21 protein-coding genes are annotated in these 21,884 nt (G+C 67.1%); 5 read left to right on the top strand and 16 right to left on the bottom strand.

Annotated features, from left to right (window positions below; all coding sequences use genetic code 11):
• Entirely contained in the window at positions 1 to 801 is an 801-nt protein-coding gene (locus tag M1D40_RS05685; protein WP_461170499.1) for a molybdate ABC transporter permease subunit, read from the bottom strand.
• A gap of 70 nt (positions 802 to 871) precedes the next feature.
• A complete protein-coding gene (modA, locus tag M1D40_RS05680; protein WP_461170498.1) occupies positions 872 to 1,657 on the bottom strand; it encodes a molybdate ABC transporter substrate-binding protein in 786 nt (261 codons plus the stop codon).
• 38 nt (positions 1,658 to 1,695) lie between these two features.
• On the opposite strand from modA, the gene moaA reads away from it, so the two are divergent.
• Complete coding sequence (moaA, locus tag M1D40_RS05675) at positions 1,696 to 2,889, top strand: GTP 3',8-cyclase MoaA (protein ID WP_341393776.1); 1,194 nt, start codon at positions 1,696 to 1,698, stop codon at positions 2,887 to 2,889.
• The gene (locus tag M1D40_RS05670) at positions 2,890 to 3,171 is read left to right on the top strand and encodes a MoaD/ThiS family protein (RefSeq protein WP_341393777.1); all 282 of its coding nucleotides are present in this window, start codon (positions 2,890 to 2,892) and stop codon (positions 3,169 to 3,171) included. It abuts the gene before it with no gap.
• A 121-nt stretch (positions 3,172 to 3,292) separates the two neighbouring features.
• Here M1D40_RS05670 and M1D40_RS05665 read toward each other — a convergent pair whose 3' ends face one another.
• The 8 genes from M1D40_RS05665 to truB all read right to left on the bottom strand — a co-directional run bounded on the left by M1D40_RS05665 (position 3,293) and on the right by truB (position 11,413).
• Positions 3,293 to 4,690, bottom strand: coding sequence for a M16 family metallopeptidase (locus M1D40_RS05665; protein WP_461170497.1), 1,398 nt, complete (start codon positions 4,688 to 4,690; stop codon positions 3,293 to 3,295).
• Complete coding sequence (locus M1D40_RS05660) at positions 4,691 to 6,913, bottom strand: polyribonucleotide nucleotidyltransferase (RefSeq protein WP_341393778.1); 2,223 nt, start codon at positions 6,911 to 6,913, stop codon at positions 4,691 to 4,693. It abuts the gene before it with no gap.
• A 372-nt stretch (positions 6,914 to 7,285) separates the two neighbouring features.
• The gene (gene rpsO / locus M1D40_RS05655) at positions 7,286 to 7,555 is read right to left on the bottom strand and encodes a 30S ribosomal protein S15 (protein ID WP_152221621.1); all 270 of its coding nucleotides are present in this window, start codon (positions 7,553 to 7,555) and stop codon (positions 7,286 to 7,288) included.
• Between the two features lie 136 nt (positions 7,556 to 7,691).
• Positions 7,692 to 8,681 carry a bifunctional riboflavin kinase/FAD synthetase gene (locus M1D40_RS05650; protein WP_461170496.1) on the bottom strand — a complete coding sequence of 330 codons (990 nt, stop codon included), beginning with the start codon at positions 8,679 to 8,681 and terminating at the stop codon, positions 7,692 to 7,694.
• A gap of 114 nt (positions 8,682 to 8,795) precedes the next feature.
• Positions 8,796 to 9,536 carry a DUF4345 family protein gene (locus tag M1D40_RS05645; protein WP_461170495.1) on the bottom strand — a complete coding sequence of 247 codons (741 nt, stop codon included), beginning with the start codon at positions 9,534 to 9,536 and terminating at the stop codon, positions 8,796 to 8,798.
• Positions 9,537 to 9,641: 105 nt separating this feature from the next.
• On the bottom strand, positions 9,642 to 10,091 hold the full coding sequence (locus M1D40_RS05640; protein ID WP_461171012.1) for a hypothetical protein: 450 nt from the start codon (positions 10,089 to 10,091) through the stop codon (positions 9,642 to 9,644).
• Between the two features lie 2 nt (positions 10,092 to 10,093).
• Complete coding sequence (locus M1D40_RS05635; RefSeq protein ID WP_341393781.1) at positions 10,094 to 10,468, bottom strand: hypothetical protein; 375 nt, start codon at positions 10,466 to 10,468, stop codon at positions 10,094 to 10,096.
• On the bottom strand, positions 10,469 to 11,413 hold the full coding sequence (truB, locus tag M1D40_RS05630) for a tRNA pseudouridine(55) synthase TruB (protein ID WP_461170494.1): 945 nt from the start codon (positions 11,411 to 11,413) through the stop codon (positions 10,469 to 10,471).
• A gap of 175 nt (positions 11,414 to 11,588) precedes the next feature.
• On the opposite strand from truB, the gene M1D40_RS05625 reads away from it, so the two are divergent.
• Positions 11,589 to 12,743: a pyridoxal phosphate-dependent aminotransferase gene (locus tag M1D40_RS05625; RefSeq protein ID WP_341393783.1), complete on the top strand. Its 1,155-nt coding sequence runs from the start codon at positions 11,589 to 11,591 to the stop codon at positions 12,741 to 12,743.
• Between the two features lie 83 nt (positions 12,744 to 12,826).
• On the opposite strand, the gene rbfA is transcribed toward M1D40_RS05625, so the two are convergent.
• From rbfA to M1D40_RS05600, 5 genes are all read right to left on the bottom strand, one after another.
• Positions 12,827 to 13,294 carry a 30S ribosome-binding factor RbfA gene (rbfA, locus tag M1D40_RS05620; RefSeq protein ID WP_341393784.1) on the bottom strand — a complete coding sequence of 156 codons (468 nt, stop codon included), beginning with the start codon at positions 13,292 to 13,294 and terminating at the stop codon, positions 12,827 to 12,829.
• 293 nt (positions 13,295 to 13,587) lie between these two features.
• Complete coding sequence (gene infB / locus M1D40_RS05615; RefSeq protein WP_461170493.1) at positions 13,588 to 16,521, bottom strand: translation initiation factor IF-2; 2,934 nt, start codon at positions 16,519 to 16,521, stop codon at positions 13,588 to 13,590.
• Between the two features lie 132 nt (positions 16,522 to 16,653).
• Complete coding sequence (locus M1D40_RS05610) at positions 16,654 to 16,911, bottom strand: DUF448 domain-containing protein (RefSeq protein ID WP_461170492.1); 258 nt, start codon at positions 16,909 to 16,911, stop codon at positions 16,654 to 16,656.
• 168 nt (positions 16,912 to 17,079) lie between these two features.
• A complete protein-coding gene (gene nusA, locus M1D40_RS05605) occupies positions 17,080 to 18,051 on the bottom strand; it encodes a transcription termination factor NusA (RefSeq protein ID WP_341393787.1) in 972 nt (323 codons plus the stop codon).
• Positions 18,052 to 18,681, bottom strand: a complete 630-nt coding sequence (locus M1D40_RS05600; protein WP_341393788.1) for a ribosome maturation factor RimP — start codon at positions 18,679 to 18,681, stop codon at positions 18,052 to 18,054.
• 87 nt (positions 18,682 to 18,768) lie between these two features.
• On the opposite strand from M1D40_RS05600, the gene M1D40_RS05595 reads away from it, so the two are divergent.
• Together M1D40_RS05595 and M1D40_RS05590 are read left to right on the top strand one after the other, a co-directional pair.
• A complete protein-coding gene (locus M1D40_RS05595; RefSeq protein WP_461170491.1) occupies positions 18,769 to 19,941 on the top strand; it encodes a DUF4439 domain-containing protein in 1,173 nt (390 codons plus the stop codon).
• A 137-nt stretch (positions 19,942 to 20,078) separates the two neighbouring features.
• Positions 20,079 to 21,026 (top strand): aminoglycoside phosphotransferase family protein, encoded by a 948-nt coding sequence (locus tag M1D40_RS05590; RefSeq protein ID WP_461170490.1) that lies wholly within the window; start codon positions 20,079 to 20,081, stop codon positions 21,024 to 21,026.
• Between the two features lie 54 nt (positions 21,027 to 21,080).
• Here M1D40_RS05590 and M1D40_RS05585 read toward each other — a convergent pair whose 3' ends face one another.
• On the bottom strand, positions 21,081 to 21,878 hold the full coding sequence (locus M1D40_RS05585; RefSeq protein ID WP_461170489.1) for a sulfite exporter TauE/SafE family protein: 798 nt from the start codon (positions 21,876 to 21,878) through the stop codon (positions 21,081 to 21,083).
• Positions 21,879 to 21,884 lie beyond the last annotated feature (6 nt).

The raw sequence follows: 21,884 nt of genomic DNA, 5'->3' as shown, positions 1-21,884 counted from the left end.
TCAGCGCGGCACCAGCAGCCCAACCCCCAGCCGGGCAACTGCCAGCAGCACCAGGTACAACGAGATCAGGATCAGGCAGATTCCCAGCGCAATTTCAGGCTGGTTGGAGTTCAGGCTCAATTCGATCTGCAGCGGCAGGGTCCGGGTGCGGCCCTCGATGCTGCCGGCGAACGTGATGGTGGCGCCGTATTCACCCAGCGACCGTGCGAAAGCCAGCAGCGCCCCCACAATGATGCCGGGCAGGGCCAGCGGAACGGTGATGTAGCGCAGGATCGCCGTTGGACCGGCGCCGGAGGTGGCGGCAGCCATTTCCAGGTCATGGTCCACAGCCCGCAGGCTGCTCAGGGAGGCCACGACAAAGAAAGGCAGGGAAACAAATACCTGGACGATCAGCACTGCGGCGGGCGAGTACCCCACTCCCAGACCGGCGGATTCCAGGAACCGGCCGGCCAGCCCCTGCCGCCCCCAGAAGTAGAGCAGGGCGATGCCCGAAACAACGGGAGAGAGAACCAGCGGTATCAGCAGGATCCCGCGCAGCACCTGCATCCACGGCCCGGCCAGCTTGCTGAAGAGCACGGCCAGGGGCAGCCCAAGCACCACGCAGATGAGCGTTGACCCCACGGAGGTGGTCACGGACAGGAGCAGGGCGGTGCGGGCCTCGGGCGCGCTGAGCAGCGACCCGAGGGAAGCGAAGGGAACATTCAGCAGAAGCGCCGCCACCGGCCCTGCGCAGAACAGCAGCGCCAGGGACGCCGGAATCCACAGCCACCCGGGAGTGGTGGCCCGGGCTCCGCGGGTCATGCCGACCGCCCGGGAGGCAGCGGAGCGGCGGGGCAGCCCGCCGGTCCCCCGCCATCGTGCTTTCACCGCATCAGGCACCGGGCGGCCGGAAGCCTGCCTCACGGAGGATGCCGGCGGCTTCCTCCCCTGCAAGCCACTCGTAGAATCGGACAGCTGCCTCATGCTCTGCTCCCTCCGCGGTCAGGGCCGCGGGGTACTGGTTGGGTTCGGGATCATTCACTTCAAGATACGTCACCCCTTGGTTCGCAGCCGAGAGCGCATCGGTTTGGTACACCAGCCCGGCGTCGGCCTGGCCGCTCGCCACCTTGGTCAGGACCGACCGCACACTGTCCTCGCGGCTCTCACCCGACAGCTCCACGCCCGCGGCACCGAGGACCCGCTCCGCGGAACGGCCGCAGGGAACCGACGGCGCGCATACGGCTGTCCGGGCCGCTCCTCCGGACAGATCGGACAGGTCGGACAGCGAGGTGACGCCCGCGGGGTTCCCCGGAGCCAGTGCCAGGACGGTCGTGTTGCCGGCCACCGCCTGCTCCCGCTCGATCAGTCCCTCGGCCCGGACCCCATCCAGCGCCTCCAGGTCCGCGGCAATGACGACGTCGGCCGGGGCACCGGCGAGAAGTTGGCCTGAGAGCTGGGCGCTGGAGCCGAGGTTGGTGCGCAGGCGGCCGCCGCCGTCGTAGGCTTCATTCATAGCCGTCATCACATCCGTAAGCGACGCGGCTGCGAATACGGTAACGACAGGGCTTTCCGGCGTCCCGGCGGAGCCTCCGGGTGAAGGACCGGAACAGCCGGCGGTTCCGGCAAGCAGGACGGCGGACAGAGCGATGATGTGCTGACGCCGACGGATAAAACGCATTGATAGAGCCTAACCGCGAAAGGGCGTAGCCTCGACCCATGGGAATCCAGCTGGGAATGCCGTCCATCGGCGCGCCGCTGACCGGCGAACCGTCCACCACACCCGCGTCGGGTGCCCCTGCGGCGGGCTGCGCGCCCGTCGAAACCCCCGCAGCCGAACCGCGGGCAGCGGCCGGAGCGGCTGCGGCTGCCGGGGTCCGGACCGCCGACGGCCTGCTGGACCGCTACGGCCGGCGCGCCACCGACATGCGGCTCTCGCTCACGGACAAGTGCAACCTGCGCTGCACTTACTGCATGCCTGCAGAGGGACTGGACTGGCTGGCGAAGGACAAGGTCCTGACCGCCGCCGAGATTATCCGGCTGGTGGGAATCGGCGTGGACACGCTCGGCGTCCGGGAACTGCGGCTGACCGGCGGCGAACCGCTGGTGCGGGCCGACCTGGTGGATATTGTGGCCGGGATCCGCGCCAACCATCCGGAGCTGCCGATTTCGCTGACCACCAACGCACTGGGGCTGGACAAGAAGGCACAGGCACTCAAGGATGCCGGGCTGAGCCGGATCAACGTCTCCCTGGACTCCCTGCATCCGGATACCTTCGCCCAGCTGACCCGCCGCCCGTTCCTGGGCCGGGTCCTGGCCGGCGTCGAGGAAGCGTCGCGGGTGGGGCTGGGGCTCATCAAGATCAACGCCGTGCTGATGCGCGGGATCAACGACGTCGAATCCCCGGACCTGCTGGAGTGGGCGGTCAGCCGCGGTTTCGAGCTGCGCTTCATCGAGCAGATGCCCCTGGACGCGGACCACGGCTGGACCCGGGAGGGCATGATTACCGCCGCGGAAATCCGCAGCCGCCTGGAGCGCGACTTCATCCTCACCCCGGATCCGCGGGGGCGCGACGGCGCTCCGGCCGAACGCTGGGAAGTCAGGCGCCGCACCGCCCCCGGGACCGTGGCCGGAACCGTGGGCATCATCGCCTCGGTCACCGAACCGTTCTGCGCCGACTGCCGGCGGACCCGGATCACGGCCGAGGGCAGCGTGCGCAGCTGCCTGTTTTCGCATGAGGAAACCGACCTGCGCCAACTGCTGCGCTCGCCGGAAGTCGGCGACGCCGAGGTGGCGGCCCGGTGGCAGGACGCCATGTGGGGCAAACCCAAGGCACACGGAATGGACCATACGGGTCTCGGCGACGCTGACTACGTGCAGCCGGACCGGACCATGAGCGCGATAGGCGGCTGAATGCTGATTCGATACTTTGGTGCCGCAAAGGCTGCCTCGGGGGTGGAGGAGGAGATCCTCTCCGCCGACTATCCCGGCGGCGTACCTGCCGGTGCATCCCTGAACGACCTGCTGGAATTCCTGGGCGCCCGCCACCCCAAGGCACCGGCGGACACTCCCCCGCTCAAGAGCGTCATCTCCCGCAGCACCTTTCTGGTCAACGGCTACGCGGCCCGTGACCGGTCGATGGCCCTGGATTCCGGCGACACGGTGGACATCCTCCCGCCCTTCGCCGGCGGCTAACCTCCCCACCCCTAAACCACCCGAGTTAAACCACCCGAGATGTCAGAAAGTGCGCTTCCCAAGGCTGGGAAGCGCACTTTCTGACATCTCGCGGAGCGGGACGGGAGGTGAATATCGGAAGTTAGAAGCCCAGTTCCGCCGCAGACTTGAACGGTCCCACAATCGTGATGGTCCGCGGGGCGGCGGCCAGCTCGGCGGCCAGCGCCTGAACTTCCTCGGCCGTGACGGCACCGATGCGGGCCAGGGACTCATCAATATCGATGAATTCCCCGCTGACGAGTTCCGCGCGGCCCAGACGGGACATGCGCGAGCTGGAGTCTTCCAGCGCCATGACCATGCCGCCGGCGATCTGCCCGCGGGCCTTCTTCAGTTCGGCCTCGTCCACGCCGTCGGCTGCCAGGCGCTCCAGTTCCGAACCCATCAGGTCGATGACCTGGCGGGTTTTTGCCGGTGAGCAGCCGGCGTACATGCCGAAGTAACCGGCATCGGCGTAGGACGCGGAGAAGGAATACGTGGAGTAGACCAGTCCGCGCTTTTCGCGGATCTCCTGGAACAGGCGCGAAGACATGCCGCCGCCCAGGATGGTGTTCAGGACGCTCATGGCGAACCGGCGGTCATCGGTGGCCGTCAGCGACGGGCAGCCCATGACCACGTTGGCCTGCTCCACCGGCCGGTTGATGACCTGGACTCCGGCGGTGCCGGTGATGACCGCGGGCTCGGTGCTGCGGCGCGGGGCAGGCGAAGCATCCTCGGAAAGGTCCCAGCCGGCCTTCTTCAAAGCGTCGAGCACCAGGGCGCAGACCTCGTCGTGCTCCAGCCCGCCGGCAGCGGTGACCACCAGTTCGGTGGGCCGGTAGTAGCGGCGGTAGTGCTCCAGCACCGCTTCGCGCGGCACGCTCATGATCGCTTCGGGAGTGCCCCCGATCGGACGCCCCAGGGCGTGGTCGCCCAGGACTGCTTCGGCGAACTTCTCGTGGCACAGGTCCGCGGGATCATCGGCATCCATGGCAATTTCTTCCAGGATGACGTCGCGTTCCTGTTCCAGCTCCTCCGGGTCCAGGACTGCGGAGGTGATCATGTCGGTGATGACGTCGATGGCCATCGGCAGATCGGTGTCCAGCACCCGTGCGTAGTAGCAGGTGCTTTCCTTGGCCGTTGCTGCGTTGGATTCCCCGCCGACCTCGTCAAAGGCCAGAGCGATGTCCAGCGCGGAACGGCGCGTGGTGCCCTTGAACAGCAGGTGCTCAAGGAAGTGTGTGGAGCCGTGCCGGCCCGCGGCTTCGTCCCGCGAGCCGACACCAACCCAAAAGCCGATGGTCGCGCTCCGCTGGCCGGGCATCGCTTCGGTCAGCACGCGCACTCCGCCCGGAAGGACGGAACGGCGCACGACGGCGCCTCCCGGAGTTCCCATCACGAGGGACGGGTCGCCGGGAAGAATGGTCAGCGGAAGGCGGACAACCGTCCCCGACGCCGGAGCATGTCCGGCGTCGGGGACGGTTCCGTCAGCAATATGTGACATTTACTCTGCGGACTCGGTTTCTGCTGCTTCGCCTTCGGCTTCTTCAGCAACAACCGGGGAGAGGGAGAGCTTGCCGCGGTCATCGATCTTGGTGATTTCCACCTGGATCTTCTGGCCCACGGAGACAACCTCGTCGACGTTGTCAACGCGCTTGCCGCCGGCGAGCTTGCGCAGCTCGGAGATGTGCAGCAGGCCGTCCTTGCCCGGGGTCAGGGAAACAAAGGCACCGAAAGTGGTGGTCTTTACTACCGTACCGAGGTAACGCTCGCCGATCTCGGGGACCTGCGGGTTGGCGATCGCGTTGATCGCCGCGCGGGCAGCCTCGGCGGAACCGCCGTCGGTTGCACCGATCAGGACCGTGCCGTCATCTTCAATGGAGATGTCAGCGCCGGTGTCTTCCTGAATCTGGTTGATCATCTTGCCCTTCGGGCCAATGACCTCGCCGATCTTATCCACGGGGATCTTCACCGAGATGATGCGCGGCGCGAACTCGGAAAGCTCGTCCGGGGTATCGATCGCGGCGTCCATGACACCGAGGATGTGCAGGCGTGCCTCGCGGGCCTGCTTCAGCGCTGCTGCCAGCACGGAAGCGGGGATGCCGTCGAGCTTGGTGTCCAGCTGGATGGCCGTGACGAACTCGGCGGTACCGGCAACCTTGAAGTCCATGTCGCCGAAGGCATCTTCGGCGCCGAGGATATCGGTCAGGGCGGCGTAGCGGGTTTCGCCGTCAACCTGGTCGGAAACCAGGCCCATGGCGATGCCGGCAACCGGAGCGCGCAGCGGAACACCGGCGTTGAGCATGGACAGCGTGGAGGCGCAGACCGAACCCATGGAGGTGGAACCGTTGGAGCTCAGGGCTTCGGAGACCTGGCGGATGGCGTACGGGAATTCTTCACGCGTCGGCAGCACCGGCATGAGCGCGCGCTCTGCCAGGGCACCGTGGCCGATTTCACGGCGCTTGGGCGAACCCACGCGGCCGGTTTCACCGGTGGAGTACGGCGGGAAGTTGTAGTTGTGCATGTAGCGCTTGCGCGTTACCGGCGACAGCGAATCGATCTGCTGTTCCATCTTCAGCATGTTCAGCGTGGTGACGCCCAGGATCTGGGTTTCGCCGCGCTCGAAGATGGCTGAACCGTGCACGCGGGGCAGAACCTCAACCTCGGCGGTCAGCTGGCGGATATCCGTCAGGCCGCGGCCGTCGATGCGGATCTGGTCCTTCAGGATGCGCTGGCGCACAACCTGCTTGGTGACCGAACGGAAAGCTGCGGAGATTTCCTTCTCGCGGCCTTCGAACTTCTCGGAGAGCGAAGCAACAACTTCGTCCTTGAGTTCGTCGGCGGCGATGTCGCGCTCCTGCTTGTCAGCGATCGAGAAGACCTTGGCCAGCTTTTCAGCGGCTGCGGCTTCCACGGCTTCGTAGACGTCGTCCTGGTAGTCCAGGAAGATCGGGAACTCGACGGTGGGCTTGGCGGCGCGTGCTGCCAGGTCCGCCTGTGCCTCGCACAGGGCCTTAATGAACGGCTTGGCCGCTTCGAGGCCTTCTGCAACAACCTCTTCGGTCGGGGCGGTGGCGCCCTCTTCCTTGATGAGGTTCCAGGCGGCGTCGGTGGCTTCGGCTTCAACCATCATGATGGCGACGTCGTCACCGGCAATGCGGCCGGCAACCACCATGGAGAACACGGCGCGCTCCAGTTCGGAGTGCTTCGGGAAGGCAACCCACTGGCCGTCGATCAGGGCAACGCGGACGCCGCCGATCGGGCCGGAGAACGGCAGGCCGCTCAGCTGGGTTGACATGGACGAAGCGTTGATCGCCACGACGTCGTAGAGCACGTCGGGGTTGATCGCCAGGACGGTGACCACAATCTGGACCTCGTTGCGCAGGCCCTTGACGAAGGCGGGGCGCAGCGGGCGGTCCATCAGGCGGCAGGCCAGGATGGCTTCGGTGGACGGGCGGCCTTCGCGGCGGAAGAACGAGCCCGGGATGCGGCCGGCAGCGTACATGCGCTCCTCGACGTCCACGGTCAGCGGGAAGAAGTCGAAGCCTTCACGCGGGGACTTGCCGGCGGACGTGGCCGACAGCAGGACGGTGTCATCGTCGATGTAGACAGTGGCTGCGCCTGCAGCCTGCTGGGCCAGACGGCCGGTTTCGAAGCGGATGACGCGCTGGCCGTACTTGCCGTTGTCAATAACGGCTTCTGCGAACTGAATTTCGGGACCCTCCATAGAGAGTCACCTCCGTTTCTTCGTTGGCGGAGGCATCCAGCATCGTCCCAATAAACGCGTAACCGCGCGGAGGCGGTTCGGTTCAACACCCGGTCTTCGATCGAGGTCCACGGGCACAAACTCCCGGAGACCACTACCGAGGACCGCGAATGCTGCGATGCTGGCTGACTCCTATTGATGTTTTGCTTGGTACTGCTGTGTTACTGGTCCTGCCGGTACAGCGGTGCGGCTCCCGGCTGCTGCCGGAGTGCCGCGCTGCTGCGTAGTGCCTGGATCATTCAACGGCGGGTGCGCTTCCGGTCAAAGCCGGTGTCCATGTCCGCCTGAAAAAGGGCGGCTCCCGCGAGAACGCAGGGCCGCCCTCTCCAAAGACTACTTGCGCAGGCCGAGGCGCTCGATGAGCGCACGGTAGCGGGTGATGTCCGTCTCTTTCAGGTACGAAAGCATACGACGACGGCGACCAACCAGGGCCATCAGGCCGCGGCGGGTGTGGTGGTCATGCTTGTGCATCTTCAGGTGTTCCGTCAGGTCGAGGATGCGGCGCGAAAGCACAGCAACCTGCACCTCGGGCGAACCGGTGTCGCCTTCGGCCCGAGCGTATTCCTTGATGATTTCCTGCTTGACTACGGGGTCAAGTGCCAATGTAACTCTCCTAGAGTTGTGCCGTGAGGCCCGAATCAGCACTTCGCTGCCGGGAATCCCTGCGCCTGCCGGAGAAAACCCCGGATGACGCAAAGAAATTCAGCCGCCACGGACCGCAGCCGAATTTGAACCCAGTTTACCTGTCCGCGCCGTGATCTGTCGAAAGGACGTCCCTGGTGCGCGCCACGTCCAGGCGCATCTGCTCGATCAGGGCTTCGGGGCCGGTATAGGCGACCATGCCGCGCAGCCGTTCCACGAACTCCACCACCACGTGCTGACCGTAGAGGTCAAAGTCGCTGATCTTCTCGTGCGGGCGGTCGATCACGTGTGCTTCAACCTGGCGGCTGACGCCGTCGAAGGTCGGGTTGGATCCCACGGAGACGGCTGCGGGCCAGCGGGTGCCGGCTTCGTCAACGAGCCATCCGGCGTAGATTCCGTCGGCGGGGATCAGGCCGGTTGCTTCGGGTGCCAGGTTGGCGGTGGGGAAGCCCAGTTCGCGGCCGCGGGCGGCGCCGTGCACCACTTCGCCGCGCATCCGGTGGGTGCGTCCGAGCAGGCGCGCCGCGGTCCGCACGTCGCCGCTGCGCAGCGCTTCCCGGATCCAGGTGGAGGAGCAGCGGCGTCCCCCGGATGCGGCGGGGCCGTCCGGCAGGGCGCCGAAGTCCTCGACGGCCTGCACTTCAAAGCCCAGCCGGCTGCCCAGTTCACGCATCGTCTCCAGGTCACCGGCATTGCCGCGGCCAAAGCGCACGTCATGCCCGATGACGACGGCGCAAACGCGCAGTCCCTCCACAAAGACCCGGCGGACAAATTCCTCCGGCGTCAGGGACGCCAGCTGCAGGTCGTAGTGCATCATGAGGAGCCCGTCCAGGCCGGTGGCGGCCAGGGCCTCGCGGCGGTCCAGCGGTCCCATGATGAGCTCCGGCGCCGCCTCGGGGCGGTGCACCTGGGCCGGATGGGGGTCAAAGGAGATGGCCACTGCGGCGGCGTCCTTTTCGCGGGCCACCTTGACCAGGCGGTCCAGCACATGCTGGTGCCCCAGGTGAACGCCGTCGAAGTTGCCGATCGTGACTACTGTCGGACCGATGCCGGCAGGAACCTCCGCCAGGTCATTCCAGTAGTACACACAGGCTCCTTAAGACAGGTTCGGTCACGGCGGTGCCGCGGCGTTGGGGCCGGCAACAGCGCGGAGCGGAAACCGGACCTAACCATTATTGCCGAAAATACTGCCGGAAATGACTCAGCCCTGCGTGCCGCCTGCAGCTGCACCGTCCGCGCGGCCTGCGGAGCCCTCGCTGAATTCGCGCTTCAACTCGCTGGTCTTGGCAATGAACCGGTGCCAGACCAGCAGGGCAGGCGGGAAGGCCAGTTCCAGGATCATCAGGATGATCATGGTGTAGTGCGGGGTTCCGCTGAAGGCCCAGGACAGCACGCGGCCGATCCCGCCGAGGAAGACCATGAGGCAGACCAGCCACAGCATGTTGGCCCACTGGAATTTCACCGCAATGGCGATGAACGCCGCACCCACGCCCACCATCATGGCGGAGAAGAACCGGAACTGGGACTCGAGGGAAGCGTTGACCTCTCCGCCTCCGGTGTCCGGAACTCCGGCGGTCCCGGTGGTGAGGTAGTAGATGCCGACGGCGGCGACCAGGATTCCCACTCCGATGACGACGGCGCGGAAGACACCCCAGTCATCGCTGCTCTTGTAGGGCTTGGCCTTGGACTTGGCCTGCTGTTTCCCGCCCTGGCCGTCACCGGTGCCGGTTCGCTTGCCGGCCGGCGGAATCTGCAGCTTTTCCGTTGGCCGAACGCTCTGCCCGGACGCCGGGACGGAGGGCTTCCGGCCCGAGGTCCCGCCGGTCGAAGCGGAGGTCTGATCCGCAGGCGGCGAAGAGGGCTGTCCCGTGGGGGGCTGGGCGGGCTGCGCCGGGCCGGATCCGCCGTGGCGATCACTGGGTGTTGCTGCCGGGTTGCTCATGATTCCCCCTGAAGGAGTCGAAAACCTGCCGTGTGTGATGCATTCTTCTGCCATCGTCTCACGCAGCACAACGCCCGTGGGCGCATCGCAGACGGCGGTTTGGGGTCAGGAGTCTTTGGCAGCGCCGCGGTGCCGGTACAGCCACCACAGCCCCAGGGCCGGGAGCAGCAGCGGCACGTAGCCGTAGCCGGATCCGAAACCGGACCACACGGTGTCATCGGGAAGGGCTCCCGGGCTGACCAGCCCGAAGACTCCGACAGCCAGCACACCGAGCATCTCGATGCTGACTGCGGCAACGGACACCTTGTAGGCTCCGGGCCCGGACCGTGCCAGCCCCACTGTGGCCACAATGTAGACCACGGCGGCAAACGCCGACAGCAGGTAGGCCACCGGGGCGTGGTCAAACTTGGTGGCAATCTGGAAGCCCGCACGGGCCGTGGCCGCCAGCGCGAAGACCGCGTAGACGGCTACCAGCAGCCGGCCGGGGCCGGCGTTGCGGCCGGCAGGCTCGGCTGCTGCCGGCCCGTTGGGGGAATTGTGTTCGGGGTTGTTCATTTTCATGCGAGGGGTGCTCCGTCCCAGATTTGTTCCATCCGGAACAACATGACAAACACGGTGATGCCGACGGCACCAAGGACCAGGTTGCTCCAGCGGCTGCGGTCCATCAGCGACCACCAGATGGCGCCGACCGGAATCAGCACGGCGGTGAAGAGGTAGCCCCAGAACTCCCAGACTTCGCCCGCCACGCCTTCCCCGCCCAGCTGGCGGATCACGCCGAAGACTGCGTAGACCAGCAGGAACAGCTCCACGGCGGCGACAGAGAGGATGGTGAGGTCATTGGGGCCGTGCTTCAGGATGGCCGCCCCGAAGCAGAGCACAACCGACACCAGGCACACGATGGTGCCCACGATGAACATCGGATCAACAACCACCTAGGCCTCGTTTCCCGGTGCGAAGACCAGCAGGGCCTTGGCATAGGCGGCAGGAAACTCCGCTCCCGCGGGGCCGCGGTTTTCAAGCAGGGCAACCAGCGTCCCGCCGGGGGCAAACGCAGCGACGGGCGCGCCGGCGTCGGCTTCGGGGACGCCCGTGGCCGACGGCGGGACCCGGCGTCCGTGGGAAAGATCCGTTGCCTCCGCGGCACTGAGCTCACGGACCGGAAACAGGGCCCGGGCGGCGTCGTCGAGCTCCAAAACCGAGAGGTTCTCGGCCAGCTGTTCCAGGGTTGCCGCCTGCTCCACGCTGTACGGGCCCACGCAGGTGCGCCGCAGCGCGGTCAGGTGCCCGCCCACTCCGAGTGCGGCTCCCAGGTCCCGGGCCAGGGCGCGGATATAGGTGCCGGAGGAGCATTCAACGGTGACGTCGATGTCGCGCAGCTTGCCGCCGGCCTCCCGGCGGATGCCGTGGACCTCGAAGCGGGAGACCGTGACGGGACGGGCGGGGAGATTGACCTCTCCCCCGGCGCGTACGCGCGCATAGGACCGTTCGCCGTTGACCTTGATGGCGCTGACGCTGCTGGGAACCTGCTGGATGTCGCCGGTCAGCTCTGCCACCGCGGCCATGATCTCTTCATCCGTCACGGCCGCGGCGATGGTCTCGGCCGTGATCTCTCCCTCGGCGTCGTCGGTGACGGTGGACTGGCCGAGCCGGATGGTGGCTTCGTAGGTCTTGGACGTGCCCACAATGTAGGTCAGGAGCCGGGTGGCTTTGTTGATGCCGACCACCAGCACTCCCGTGGCCATCGGGTCCAGTGTCCCCGCGTGCCCCACTTTTCGGGTTCCCGCTAGTTTCCGCAGGCGGCCAACCACATCGTGGCTGGTCCATCCCTGCGGCTTGTCAACAATAATCAGCCCTGAACGGACCTGCCCGGAATTCACGCCTTTCAGTATATGCGGCGCCGGCCCGCTGTTCCTGACGCCGGCGTTCCCCGCGGCTCTGCGCCCCGGTCCTCCTCCCCTGCCAACCTGCGGCGGGCCCCGCCGGCGGGCCCGCCGTTTCCGGCTCCGCCAGCAGCGTTCGCGGCTCCTGCCGGGACGGCGATAGCATGCGGGTATGCCTGAGCTCTCGCCGCACGTCCGGAATGCCGCTGCCAACCAGATCCGTGAGATCACCCAGGCTGCGTGGGCGCAGCCCAACTCGATTGTGCTCAGCATCGGCGAGCCGGGCTTTCCCACCCCGCCTCACATCCTGGAAGCCGCGCAGGCCACGCTGGGCCGGGATGAAACCGGCTACACCCCCAATGCCGGCATTGCCCCGCTGCGCGCCGCCTTCGCTGAGCGCACCGGCCGGCAGAACGGGCTTGAGGTATCCCCCGGCAGGGCTTTCGTCACGGCCGGCGCGCAGCAGGGCCTGCATCTGGCCATGAGCATGCTTCTGGATGCCGGAGACGAGATCCTGATTCCCAATCCCGGCTATCCGACGTTCGCGATGACGGCGCGGCTGCTCCACGCCGAGCCGGTGGAATATCCGCTGTACCCCGAGCACGACTTCCAGCCGCACATCGCCGACATTGAAGCGCTCATTACCGACCGCACCCGGGTGCTGCTCCTGAATTCGCCCTCCAATCCCCTGGGTGCGGTCTTCAGCACCGATCTGGTCCGGGACCTCGTGGAGCTCGCGCGGCGCCGGGACCTGTGGATCATTTCCGATGAATGCTACGAAGCGTTCACCTACGACGTCCCGCATGTGAGCCCGCTGGCATACGACGGCGACGGCGGGGAGCGCGTGATCGTCTCCCTCACGCTGTCCAAGACGTACGGTTTGACCGGGCTGCGCATCGGCGCCCTGATCACCCCGGCAGGCCTGGAAACCCGGATGAGCACGGTCATGGAGTCGATCGTCTCGTGCGTGGCGTCGCCCTCGCAGTACGCGGCGCTGGCCGCGCTCACCGGTCCGCAGGACTACGTCAGCGCAGCGGCCGCCCATTACCGCACCAACCGGGATGCGGCGTCGGCCGTCCTGGATGCCAAAGGCATTCCGTACCTGAAGGCGCAGGGCGCCTTTTACCTCTGGGCGGACCTGTCCCATGCAGCGGAGGGCAATGTGCGTGACTGGTCCCGGAAATTCCTGGCGGAGGAAGGGGTTGCCGTAGCACCGGGGACGGCCTTCGGTTCCATCGGAGAAGGCTGGATCCGGATTGCGCTGTGCGGCGGGAGCGCGGACCTGGTGGCCGGGCTGAGCCGCCTGCCGGCCCGGGCGTCGGCCTAACTCCTGCGGCACCGGCACCTTACGACCAAAGGAGAGGGGGCGGTCCCGTCCGGGACCGCCCCCTCTCCTTTGCCTGGCCGACGCTACTTGCTGTCGGGGCCGGCCGGTGTTTCCTCGTCGTCTTCGTCGAAGTCCTCGTCCTTGCGGTACGGGTCGGCGTCGCCGGCGTACGTGGCGCCTTCCTTGAGGGCTTCGAGCTCCGCGTCGCGCTTCTTGGCGGCGCGGATGAGTTCCTCCAGGTGGCTGGCGTTTACCGGAATTTCGTCGGGAACGAATTCCAGCGTGGGCGTCAGGCGCACGGTGATGTTCTTGCCAACCTCGGCGCGCAGGATTCCGCGCGCGGACTCCAGGGCAGCCTTGGTTTCTGCCTGCTGGACCTCGTCGCCAAAGACCGTGTAGTACAGGGTCGCGTGCTGCAGGTCATTGGTAACGCGGGCATCGGTGAGGGTCACAAACCCCAGCCGGGGATCCTTGATCCGCCGTTCCAGCGCCTGGGCAACTACAACCTTGATTCGGTCAGCGAGCTTCGCAGCGCGTGCTGGATCTGCCATTACCTCTCCTTTTTTAAGATTTCTCGGATCGTACAACGACTGCGGCGCGGGCCAGCAAATCGTGTACGTCATGTGTCATGCGCGGACGGGCCGGACGGCGGGGCCGCCGGGCCGCGGACGGTCACCGGGCCGCCTGCAACGCGCGGGCGCGGCAGGCGGGGTTCGGTGCCGCTCCCCGGCAGGGGACCGAAACCGGCCGTCCCGCCGAAGCGAAGGGGCCAACCACCTTCCGGCGTTGGCCCTCCCGCTGGGGACGGGGCCGCCGGAAACCGGCGGCCCCGCCTCAGGTACTGCTAGACGCGCGGCTTCTCCCGCATTTCGAAGGTCTCGATGATGTCGCCTTCGTTGACGTCGTTGAACGAGCCCAGGCCGATACCACATTCGAAGTCCGTGCGAACCTCGGTGGCGTCGTCCTTGAACCGCTTGAGCGACTCAACGGTGAGGTTGTCACCGATGACCTTGCCGTCACGGGTGACCCGTGCCTTGCTGTTGCGCCGGATAACACCGGAGCGGACGATCGAGCCGGCGATGTTTCCGAACTTGGAGGAACGGAACACTTCGCGGACCTCGGCGGTGCCGAGCTGGACCTCTTCGTACTCGGGCTTGAGCATGCCCTTGAGGGCGAGCTCAATGTCATCGATTGCTGCGTAGATGACGGAGTAGAAGCGCATGTCGACGCCTTCGCGCTCTGCCAGGTCGGCAACGCGCTCGGCCGGCTTGACGTTGAAGCCGATGATGACGGCGTTGTCCACCGTCGCCAGGTTGACGTCGTTCTGCGTGATGGCACCGACGCCGCGGTGGATGACGCGCAGCTGCACGCCTTCGCCGACGTCGATCTTGAGCAGCGAGTCTTCCAGGGCTTCCACGGCACCGGAAACGTCACCCTTGAGGATGAGGTTAAGGGTGTCAACCTTGCCGTCGGCAACGGCCTGGTCGAAGTCCTCGAGGCTGATGCGCTTGCGGCGCTTGGCCAGTGCGGCGTTGCGGTCCGCAGCTTCACGCTTCTCAGCGATCTGGCGGGCGGTGCGCTCGTCGTCGGTCACGAAGAACGTGTCACCGGCGCGGGGAACGTTGGACAGACCCAGCACCTGGACCGGACGGGAAGGTCCGGCCTCGGAGACGGTCTCGCCGTTCTCGTTGAACATTGCACGGACGCGGCCGTGAGCCGTTCCGGCAACGATCGTGTCGCCGACCTTCAGCGTTCCGGACTGGACCAGAACGGTTGCTACTGCACCGCGGCCCTTGTCCAGGTTCGCTTCAATCGCGATACCGCGGGCGTCCTTGTTCGGGTTGGCGCGCATGTCCAGGGCAGCGTCTGCGGTGAGCAGCACGGCCTCAAGCAGGGCGTCAATGTTGAGGTTCTGGCGGGCAGAGACCTCCACGAACATGGTGTCGCCACCGTATTCCTCGGGAACCAGGCCGTATTCGGTCAGCTGACCGCGGACCTTCTCCGGGTTGGCACCTTCCTTGTCGATCTTGTTCACTGCAACCACGATCGGCACATCTGCTGCCTGGGCGTGGTTCAGTGCTTCAATCGTCTGCGGCATGACGCCGTCGTCGGCTGCGACAACCAGGACGGCGATGTCGGTCACCTTGGCACCACGTGCACGCATGGCGGTGAACGCCTCGTGGCCCGGGGTGTCAATGAAGGTGATCGGACGCGTGGTGCCCTCGTGGTCGAACTGGATCTGGTAAGCACCGATGTGCTGGGTGATACCGCCGGCTTCACCTTCAACAACCTTGGTGTTGCGGATGGCATCCAGCAGGCGGGTCTTACCGTGGTCAACGTGACCCATGATGGTGACTACCGGAGGACGTGCCTCCAGCTGGTCGTCGCCTTCGGCTTCAAGCTCGGCGTCGAAGTCGATGTCGAACGTGCTCAGCAGTTCGCGCTCTTCGTCTTCCGGCGAGACAACCTGGATCTTGTAGCCCAGTTCCGAACCCAGGACGCCGAACGTCTCTTCGTCCAGGGACTGCGTGGCCGTTGCCATTTCACCGAGGTGGAACAGAACGGTCACGAGTGCTGCCGGGTTGGCCTCAATCTTGTCGGCGAAGTCCGTGATGGACGCGCCGCGGCGCAGACGGACAACAGTGTTGCCGTCGCCGCGGGGCACCGAAACGCCGCCCAGCGACGGAGCTGACATCTGCTCCAGTTCCTGCCGCTTTGCACGCTTCGACTTGCGCTGCTTGCCGCGTCCTGCGCCGCCCTTGCCGAAAGCACCGGCAGTGCCGCCGCGTCCGCGGCCGCCCTTGCCGAAGCCGCCGCCAACGGGTGCGCCGCCGCCTGCACCGGGAGCTCCGCCCGGTGCGCCGCCCGGACCCCTGCGGGGTCCGCCGCCGGCACCGCCGCGTGCCGGGGCTGCCGGACGCTCGGTGCGGTTGGGCATCATGCCCGGTGTCGGGCGGGGACCGCCGGGACCGGCGGGACGTGCCGACGCCGGACGCGGGGCGCCCGGACGAGGTGCACCCGGACGCGGAGCGCCCGGACGGGGTCCGCCTGAGCCGGCTGCCGGACGGGGTCCGCCGGCGCCTGCTGCTGCGGGACGCTCGGTGTTTTCGTCACGGCGGCCCGGACGGGGCATGCCCTGGGACGGAGCGAACGGGTTGTTGCCCGGACGCGGGGCACCTGCTCCGCGTTCGCCTTCGCCGCGGCCGCGGGGGCGCGGCATGCCCTGTGAAGGGGCAAAGGGGTTGTTGCCCGGGCGCGGGCTTCCGGCGCCCGGACGCGGAGCGCCCGGACGGGGCGCGTTGCCGCGGCTGCCGCTTTCAGCGGGAGCAGCAGGCTTTTCGGCCTCGGGAGCCTTGGGTGCCGGACGTGCGCCGGGCTTGACGCCTGACGGAGCGGCGGCCGGCTTTTCAGCCGCCGGTGCTGCCGGCTTCTCTGCAGCGGGTGCCGGGGCAGCCGGAGCTGCCGGCTTCTCTGCGGCGGGCGCCGGAGCGGCCGGTGCTGCCGGAGCAGCTGCAGCTGGTGCTGCCGGGGCCGGTGCAGCGGGAGCAGCCGGAGCTGCAGCCGGGCGGGGGCCCGGCGTGCCTGCCTTTGCGGCGGGCTTGGCGTCGGACTTGGAATCGGACGCCGGGAAGGCGCCGCGAAGTTTCTTGACTACGGGTGCCTCAATGGTTGAGGAAGCGGAACGGACGAATTCGCCCAGTTCCTGCAGTTTTGCAACTGCATCCTTCGAAGTGATGCCGAGCTCTTTGGCGAGCTCGTGTACGCGGACCTTGGCCACATTTCTCCTGTCTCGGTCCGCACCGAGCCAGGTACGAACCGTCTATTTCCTGCGGGCTTCCACTGCAGTCACAGCAGAGCCCTTCACAGAGCACAAAGAAGTACTCATCGCTGGGTACTCATCGGGTTTCCATCAGATTTCTGACCCGCTTTCAGGTTGGACGGTTTCGAGTCTGCTCCCGGTCGGAGCATCCTCAAGAGCCTTGAACCAAGCCTCCGCGTCTGTGGTGTCCGCCTGGCCCCGAAAGGCCCGGTGGAAAGCACGTCGCCGAAGCGCTGCTGCAAAGCATGCTGCCCCGCGGTGCACCCAGGCACCGCGGCCAGACATGCGGCGGTGTTCGTCGACCTGAACGGCAATCCTGCCGTCCACGTCCACACCTACCAGCCGCATCAGAACAGCCTGGTCATCCGTTTTCCTGCACCCGATGCACGTCCTCTGCGGAACGTGCGCTGCAGCGCCTGAGGCTGCAGGGGACAAAAAGAAAGCGGACGGCGACCCGGCCTCATTCATTCTAACGCGTTTCTCCCGCTGTGCCGCATCCACCCGAAGACCTGCCGGTTAGGCCGTCTTGGCGTCGGAAACAATATCGATCCGCCATCCGGTCAGCTTGGCTGCCAGGCGGGCGTTCTGTCCCTCTTTGCCGATGGCCAGCGACAGCTGGTAGTCCGGAACGACAACCCGTGCGGAACGGGTGTCTTCGTCGGTGATGGTTACGGAGTTGACGCGCGACGGCGACAGCGAGTTGGCGATGAACGTTGCCGGATCCTCGCTGAAGTCCACGATGTCGATCTTCTCGTCGTGAAGCTCGGTCATGACGGCACGCACACGGGAGCCCATCTCGCCGATGCAGGCGCCCTTGGCGTTGATGCCGGAGACGTTGCCCTTTACGGCGATCTTCGTCCGGTGCCCGGCCTCGCGTGCCAGCGCCACGATTTCGACGCTGCCGTCGGCAATCTCGGGAACTTCCAGCTCAAAGAGCTTCCGGACCAGGCCCGGGTGGGACCGGGACAGCGTGATGGACGGGCCCTTGAAGCCGCGGCGCACATCGACAACAAAGGCGCGCAGCCGGGATCCGTGGGTGTACTTCTCGCCGGGGACCTGCTCGGTGGGAGGCAGCAGCGCCTCCACGGCGCCCAGGTTGACCTGGATCATGTGCGGGTTGTTGCCCTGCTGGATCTGTCCGGAGACAATCTCGCCTTCGCGGCCCTTGAATTCACCCACGATGGCGTCGTCCTCGACGTCGCGCAGCCGCTGCAGGATGATCTGGCGGGCAGTGCTTGCGGCGATCCGTCCGAAGCCGGTGGGAGTGTCGTCGAACTCGCCCACGGCCTCGCCGTCGTCGTCCACCTCGGTGGCCCAGATGGTCACGTGGCCGTTCTTGCGGTCCACCTCTGCGCGGGCTTTGTCCTGTGCTCCGGCGGTCTTGTGGTAAGCCACCAAAAGCGCCTGCTCGATGGTCGGAACCAGCAGATCCAGGGGGATCTCCCGTTCGCGTTCCAGCAGCCTCAGCGCACTCATATCAATATCCATCTAGGCCTCCTCAGCTGTGGTTTCTTCATCACTGTCGGCTATGCCGTCCAGCGGTACGTCTTCAATATGCGCGAATTCAACTTCGACGCGTCCCTTGCGGATGTTGCCGAAGGGCAGGGTCATCTGCTCACCCTGCTTCGGCTTCATGCCTTTTTTCACCGGCAGTTCCGGTATGAGCGTGATGCCGTCCGCCTCAACGGACACCAGGCGGCCTTTGACGTCGTCGCCGGTCACGACATTCACGTTGACCATGCGCCCAACGTTGCGGCGCCAGTGGCGCGGCTCCGTCAGCGGGCGTGAAACACCGGGCGAGGAAACCTCCAAGCTGTAGGGACGCCCGTCGTCGTGCGGGTCGGAATCCATAGCTTCGGAAAGCGCGTGTGCGACGTCGGAGATCCGGTCGAGGCTGACGCCTCCGGCTTCGCCTTCGGGAAGGTCCACGATGACGTGCACGGTGCGGCTGGCACCGGCCATCTTAATCTCAATGTCCTCGAGGAAAAGCTGCTGCTGTTCAACCGTGGGAGCAAGGAAAGTCTTGAGCCGCTGGGTTTCAGCGGCGATTTCTGCGTGCATGGCCTTCTTGCGGTAATCCGATGACGTGTCTTTTTTGGGGCTGGGCCGAACCGCCATAGGTGCCTCCCACTAGATGATGTTGTACCTACTAGCGTACCGACTTTCCTGAGTCCCATCGGCATCGCAGCAGACGAGGGCCCGTTCATGGCATCATCGGATGTAGTGAAAAAGCCCCCGTCCCGCAGAACGCCCGCGGCCGGCCGCGCCGGACGGGCGATGGCGGTCCTGGGCGGCGTGAGGCGTACCACTCTGTTGTTCCTCCTGGCCGCCGTGGTATTGAGCCTGGGGATGGTCGCCGGAAACGGGTCCGGTGAGGACCGGAGCGCCAGTTTCTCGGAAATTGCGCAGACCGATGCGCGGGCCGCTGCCCTCGCACTTACCCGGCAGGCCGGTGAGCTGGCTGACGCTGAGAGCTCGGAAACGCTGGCTGCCGAGCTGTCCCGCCAGGCCGCCGTCCTGGACGAGCAGTCCGTCCTCCTCACCCGCGCCGGCAGTTTCCGCAGCGGCGTTCCGCCCTTTCCCGCTGCCCCCTCCGGAGCGGTTCCCGCGTCCGACGCCGACACCGATTCCCGAGCCGCCGCCTATGTCCGCTCCCTGACCGATTCCGCCCGCGCCAGCCTGGACGCCGCCCTCCGTGCAGATGCCGGGACGGCCCGTCTGCTTGCCGCCACGGGAGCAGCCCAGCAGGTGCTCGCTGTGCGCGCCGCCGAGGCTGCCGGCCTGGACGCTCCCGAACCGTGGACGCCTCTCCCGCAGGCCGGCGGCGGAAGCCGCTGCGAGTCGGGCGCGACGGCGTCCCCGGGCTCGCCGTCCGCTGCGGCTGAGGGGACGGCTGGCCGGGCGGCTGGCGGGACGGCCGACGGCGATTCCGTTCCGGATGCCGCCGCGGCTCTGCAGGGAGCGGTCGATGCGGAATTCGGGGCGGCATACGCCTACGAAGTGGGGATGGCCCGCACCGCCGGCGCCGGTGAGCGGGCACTGCTGGAGGAGCGCAGGGAAGATCATCTGGCGGCCGGAGCCGAGGGAGTGCACCTGCTGCCCGAGGTCTGCCTGCCCGCACTGACGCGTGCCCCGGCCTACTCGCTGCCGCCGTCGTTCGCAGCGGATCCGGGCGATGCCCTCGACTCCCTTGAAGCCTCCCTGCCGGGCGTCTACGCGGATCTGGCAGCCCTTGGCGCCGGGCCGGTCCGCGCCTGGGCCGTGGATCGGCTGGCCGAGCTGAGCGCCGGACTCTATGCAGAGGAAGGATCCGTTCCGGCCGCGCCCGGGCTGGATCTCGAACCGGCGGGGCTGCCGCGGACCCCCGGCACCGCCTAGCCTGTACCCATGCCATTGTGCCGTTACCCTGCCGGGCCTGCCCGGACCGCCCTGCCCGCTGAGGGCCGAGCCGTTCTCTGCCGAACCGAGCCCTTCGGCATCCCCGCGGGCCGCCGGACCCGGTCCGCGGTGCCCGCATGACGGTTTCCGTTGCCATACCCGATGCCCTGAGCCTGCGGTATGCGCGCACCCGTGCGGGCCGGAACTGGCTTGCTGCTCTTCCCCAGCTGATCGAGGCGGCCCTGCTGCGCTGGGACCTGTCCGTGGACCTGCAGGGAAGGGAGCCGTGGCACGGGCATGGCGCCGTCGTCCTCCCGGTCGCATCGGAGCATGGCCCCGCGGTGCTGAAGGTGGCATACCCGCATGATGAGGCCCTCACCGAACCGGCGGCGCTCAGCCTGTGGGCGGGGCACGGGGCGGTGCGGCTCTATGCCAGTGATTCCGACAGCGGAACGCTGCTGCTCGAGCGCCTGGACCACCGGCGGAGCCTCTACGGCGCCGACATGGAAACCGCCGAGCAGGAGTGGGGCGGACTGGTCCGGAAGCTCTCCCTGCCGGCGGCGGACTCCCCCGCCTGGGCCGGAGTTCCCTCGCTGGCGGAACGGACGGAGCAGCTCTCGGACGAGCTTCCCGCCGAGTGGGAGGACTTGGGGCGGCCGATTGAGCGGCGCCTGCTGGAAGCTGCGCTGGAGGTATGCCAGACGCGCGGCGCGGTGGGACGGCGCAGCAGCAATGACGTCCTCGTCCACACGGACCTGCATTTCGAGAACGTCCTGTACCGCTGCGAAGGTCCGGCGGACGGGCAAGGTTTCGTGGCAATCGACCCGCAGGCCATGGTGGGGGAACCGGAATTCGCCGTTGCCCCCATGCTCTGGAACCGGATGGAGGAGCTCGATCAGGCCCGGCCGAAGGCGGCGCTGCGCGAGCGGCTGCTCCGGCTCTGTGCCGCCGGCGGCCTGGACCCTGAAGTTGCCCGGCAGTGGAGCGTGCTGCGGGAGGTGGCCAACAGCCTGGACTACACCCGCGACGGGCAGCGCAAGGACCTGGAACGCTCGGTCTGGGTCGCTGCGGCGCTGGCGGACTGACCCGGGCGGAGCGCCGGGAACGGAGCCGGCCCGCGGCCCGCGCAGGGGACGGCCTCAGCCGCGGATGTTCTCCGCCCACACGTCGTAGCCGAGCTTGCAGATCAGGGCGCCGACCACCACCAGGAACACCACGCGGATGAACTTGCTGCCCTGCTTCACCGCCATCCGGGCGCCGATGTAGCCGCCCACCATGTTGGCCAGGCCCAGGATCAGGCCGATGCCCCACAGCAGCGCACCGTTCGGCAGGAAAAACGCCAGTGCCCCGAGGTTGGTGGCCATGTTCACGATCTTCGCCTTGGCGCTGGCCGCGAGGAAGTTGTAGCCGAGGAAGGTGACCATGGAAATGATGAGGAAGGACCCGGTTCCGGGGCCGATCAGCCCGTCATAGAACCCGATCGCCAGGCCGATGGCTCCGGCTGTTCCGTAGTGCCGGCGGCCCTGGTGGCGCAGCTTGGTGAGCTCACCGACGGTGGGTTTGGTGGCCGTGAACACTGCCACGACAATCAGCGCCACCACGATGATCGGCTTGAACACCGAGGACGGCAGCGACACCGCGAGCACCGCTCCCCCGAAGCTCCCCACCAGCGCGACGCCGGCCATGGGCAGGGCGGTGCGCAGGTCCGGATGGGCGCGGCGGTAGTAGGTGACGGCGCTGGTGGTGGTGCCGAAGATGGAGCCCATCTTGTTGGTGGCCAGCGCCTGCACGGGAGTGATCCCCGGAATCAGCAGCAGGGCGGGCAGCTGCAGCAGTCCCCCGCCGCCCACGACGGCGTCCACCCAGCCTGCCGCCAGGCCCGCCACCACCACAAGAAGGATGGTGGCGAGCTGAATCTCCTCGAGACCGGAGACCACCTGGTG

The sequence above is a fragment of the Arthrobacter sp. Z1-15 genome (genome assembly GCF_054792395.1).
The sequence above is the reverse complement of the archived record's forward strand: the minus strand, read 5'-3'. Positions and strand labels throughout refer to the sequence as shown.

What these genes read in the sequence shown, in the direction of transcription:
- M1D40_RS05685 (WP_461170499.1), bottom strand. Translation starts at nt 801, where the DNA reads ATGACCCGCGGAGCCCGGGCCACCACTCCCGGGTGGCTGTGGATTCCG.
- modA (WP_461170498.1), bottom strand. Translation starts at nt 1,657, where the DNA reads ATGCGTTTTATCCGTCGGCGTCAGCACATCATCGCTCTGTCCGCCGTC.
- moaA (WP_341393776.1), top strand. Translation starts at nt 1,696, where the DNA reads ATGGGAATCCAGCTGGGAATGCCGTCCATCGGCGCGCCGCTGACCGGC.
- M1D40_RS05670 (WP_341393777.1), top strand. Translation starts at nt 2,890, where the DNA reads ATGCTGATTCGATACTTTGGTGCCGCAAAGGCTGCCTCGGGGGTGGAG.
- M1D40_RS05665 (WP_461170497.1), bottom strand. Translation starts at nt 4,690, where the DNA reads ATGTCACATATTGCTGACGGAACCGTCCCCGACGCCGGACATGCTCCG.
- M1D40_RS05660 (WP_341393778.1), bottom strand. Translation starts at nt 6,913, where the DNA reads ATGGAGGGTCCCGAAATTCAGTTCGCAGAAGCCGTTATTGACAACGGC.
- M1D40_RS05645 (WP_461170495.1), bottom strand. Translation starts at nt 9,536, where the DNA reads ATGAGCAACCCGGCAGCAACACCCAGTGATCGCCACGGCGGATCCGGC.
- M1D40_RS05640 (WP_461171012.1), bottom strand. Translation starts at nt 10,091, where the DNA reads ATGAACAACCCCGAACACAATTCCCCCAACGGGCCGGCAGCAGCCGAG.
- M1D40_RS05625 (WP_341393783.1), top strand. Translation starts at nt 11,589, where the DNA reads ATGCCTGAGCTCTCGCCGCACGTCCGGAATGCCGCTGCCAACCAGATC.
- rbfA (WP_341393784.1), bottom strand. Translation starts at nt 13,294, where the DNA reads ATGGCAGATCCAGCACGCGCTGCGAAGCTCGCTGACCGAATCAAGGTT.
- M1D40_RS05610 (WP_461170492.1), bottom strand. Translation starts at nt 16,911, where the DNA reads ATGCGGCTGGTAGGTGTGGACGTGGACGGCAGGATTGCCGTTCAGGTC.
- nusA (WP_341393787.1), bottom strand. Translation starts at nt 18,051, where the DNA reads ATGGATATTGATATGAGTGCGCTGAGGCTGCTGGAACGCGAACGGGAG.
- M1D40_RS05600 (WP_341393788.1), bottom strand. Translation starts at nt 18,681, where the DNA reads ATGGCGGTTCGGCCCAGCCCCAAAAAAGACACGTCATCGGATTACCGC.
- M1D40_RS05595 (WP_461170491.1), top strand. Translation starts at nt 18,769, where the DNA reads ATGGCATCATCGGATGTAGTGAAAAAGCCCCCGTCCCGCAGAACGCCC.
- M1D40_RS05590 (WP_461170490.1), top strand. Translation starts at nt 20,079, where the DNA reads ATGACGGTTTCCGTTGCCATACCCGATGCCCTGAGCCTGCGGTATGCG.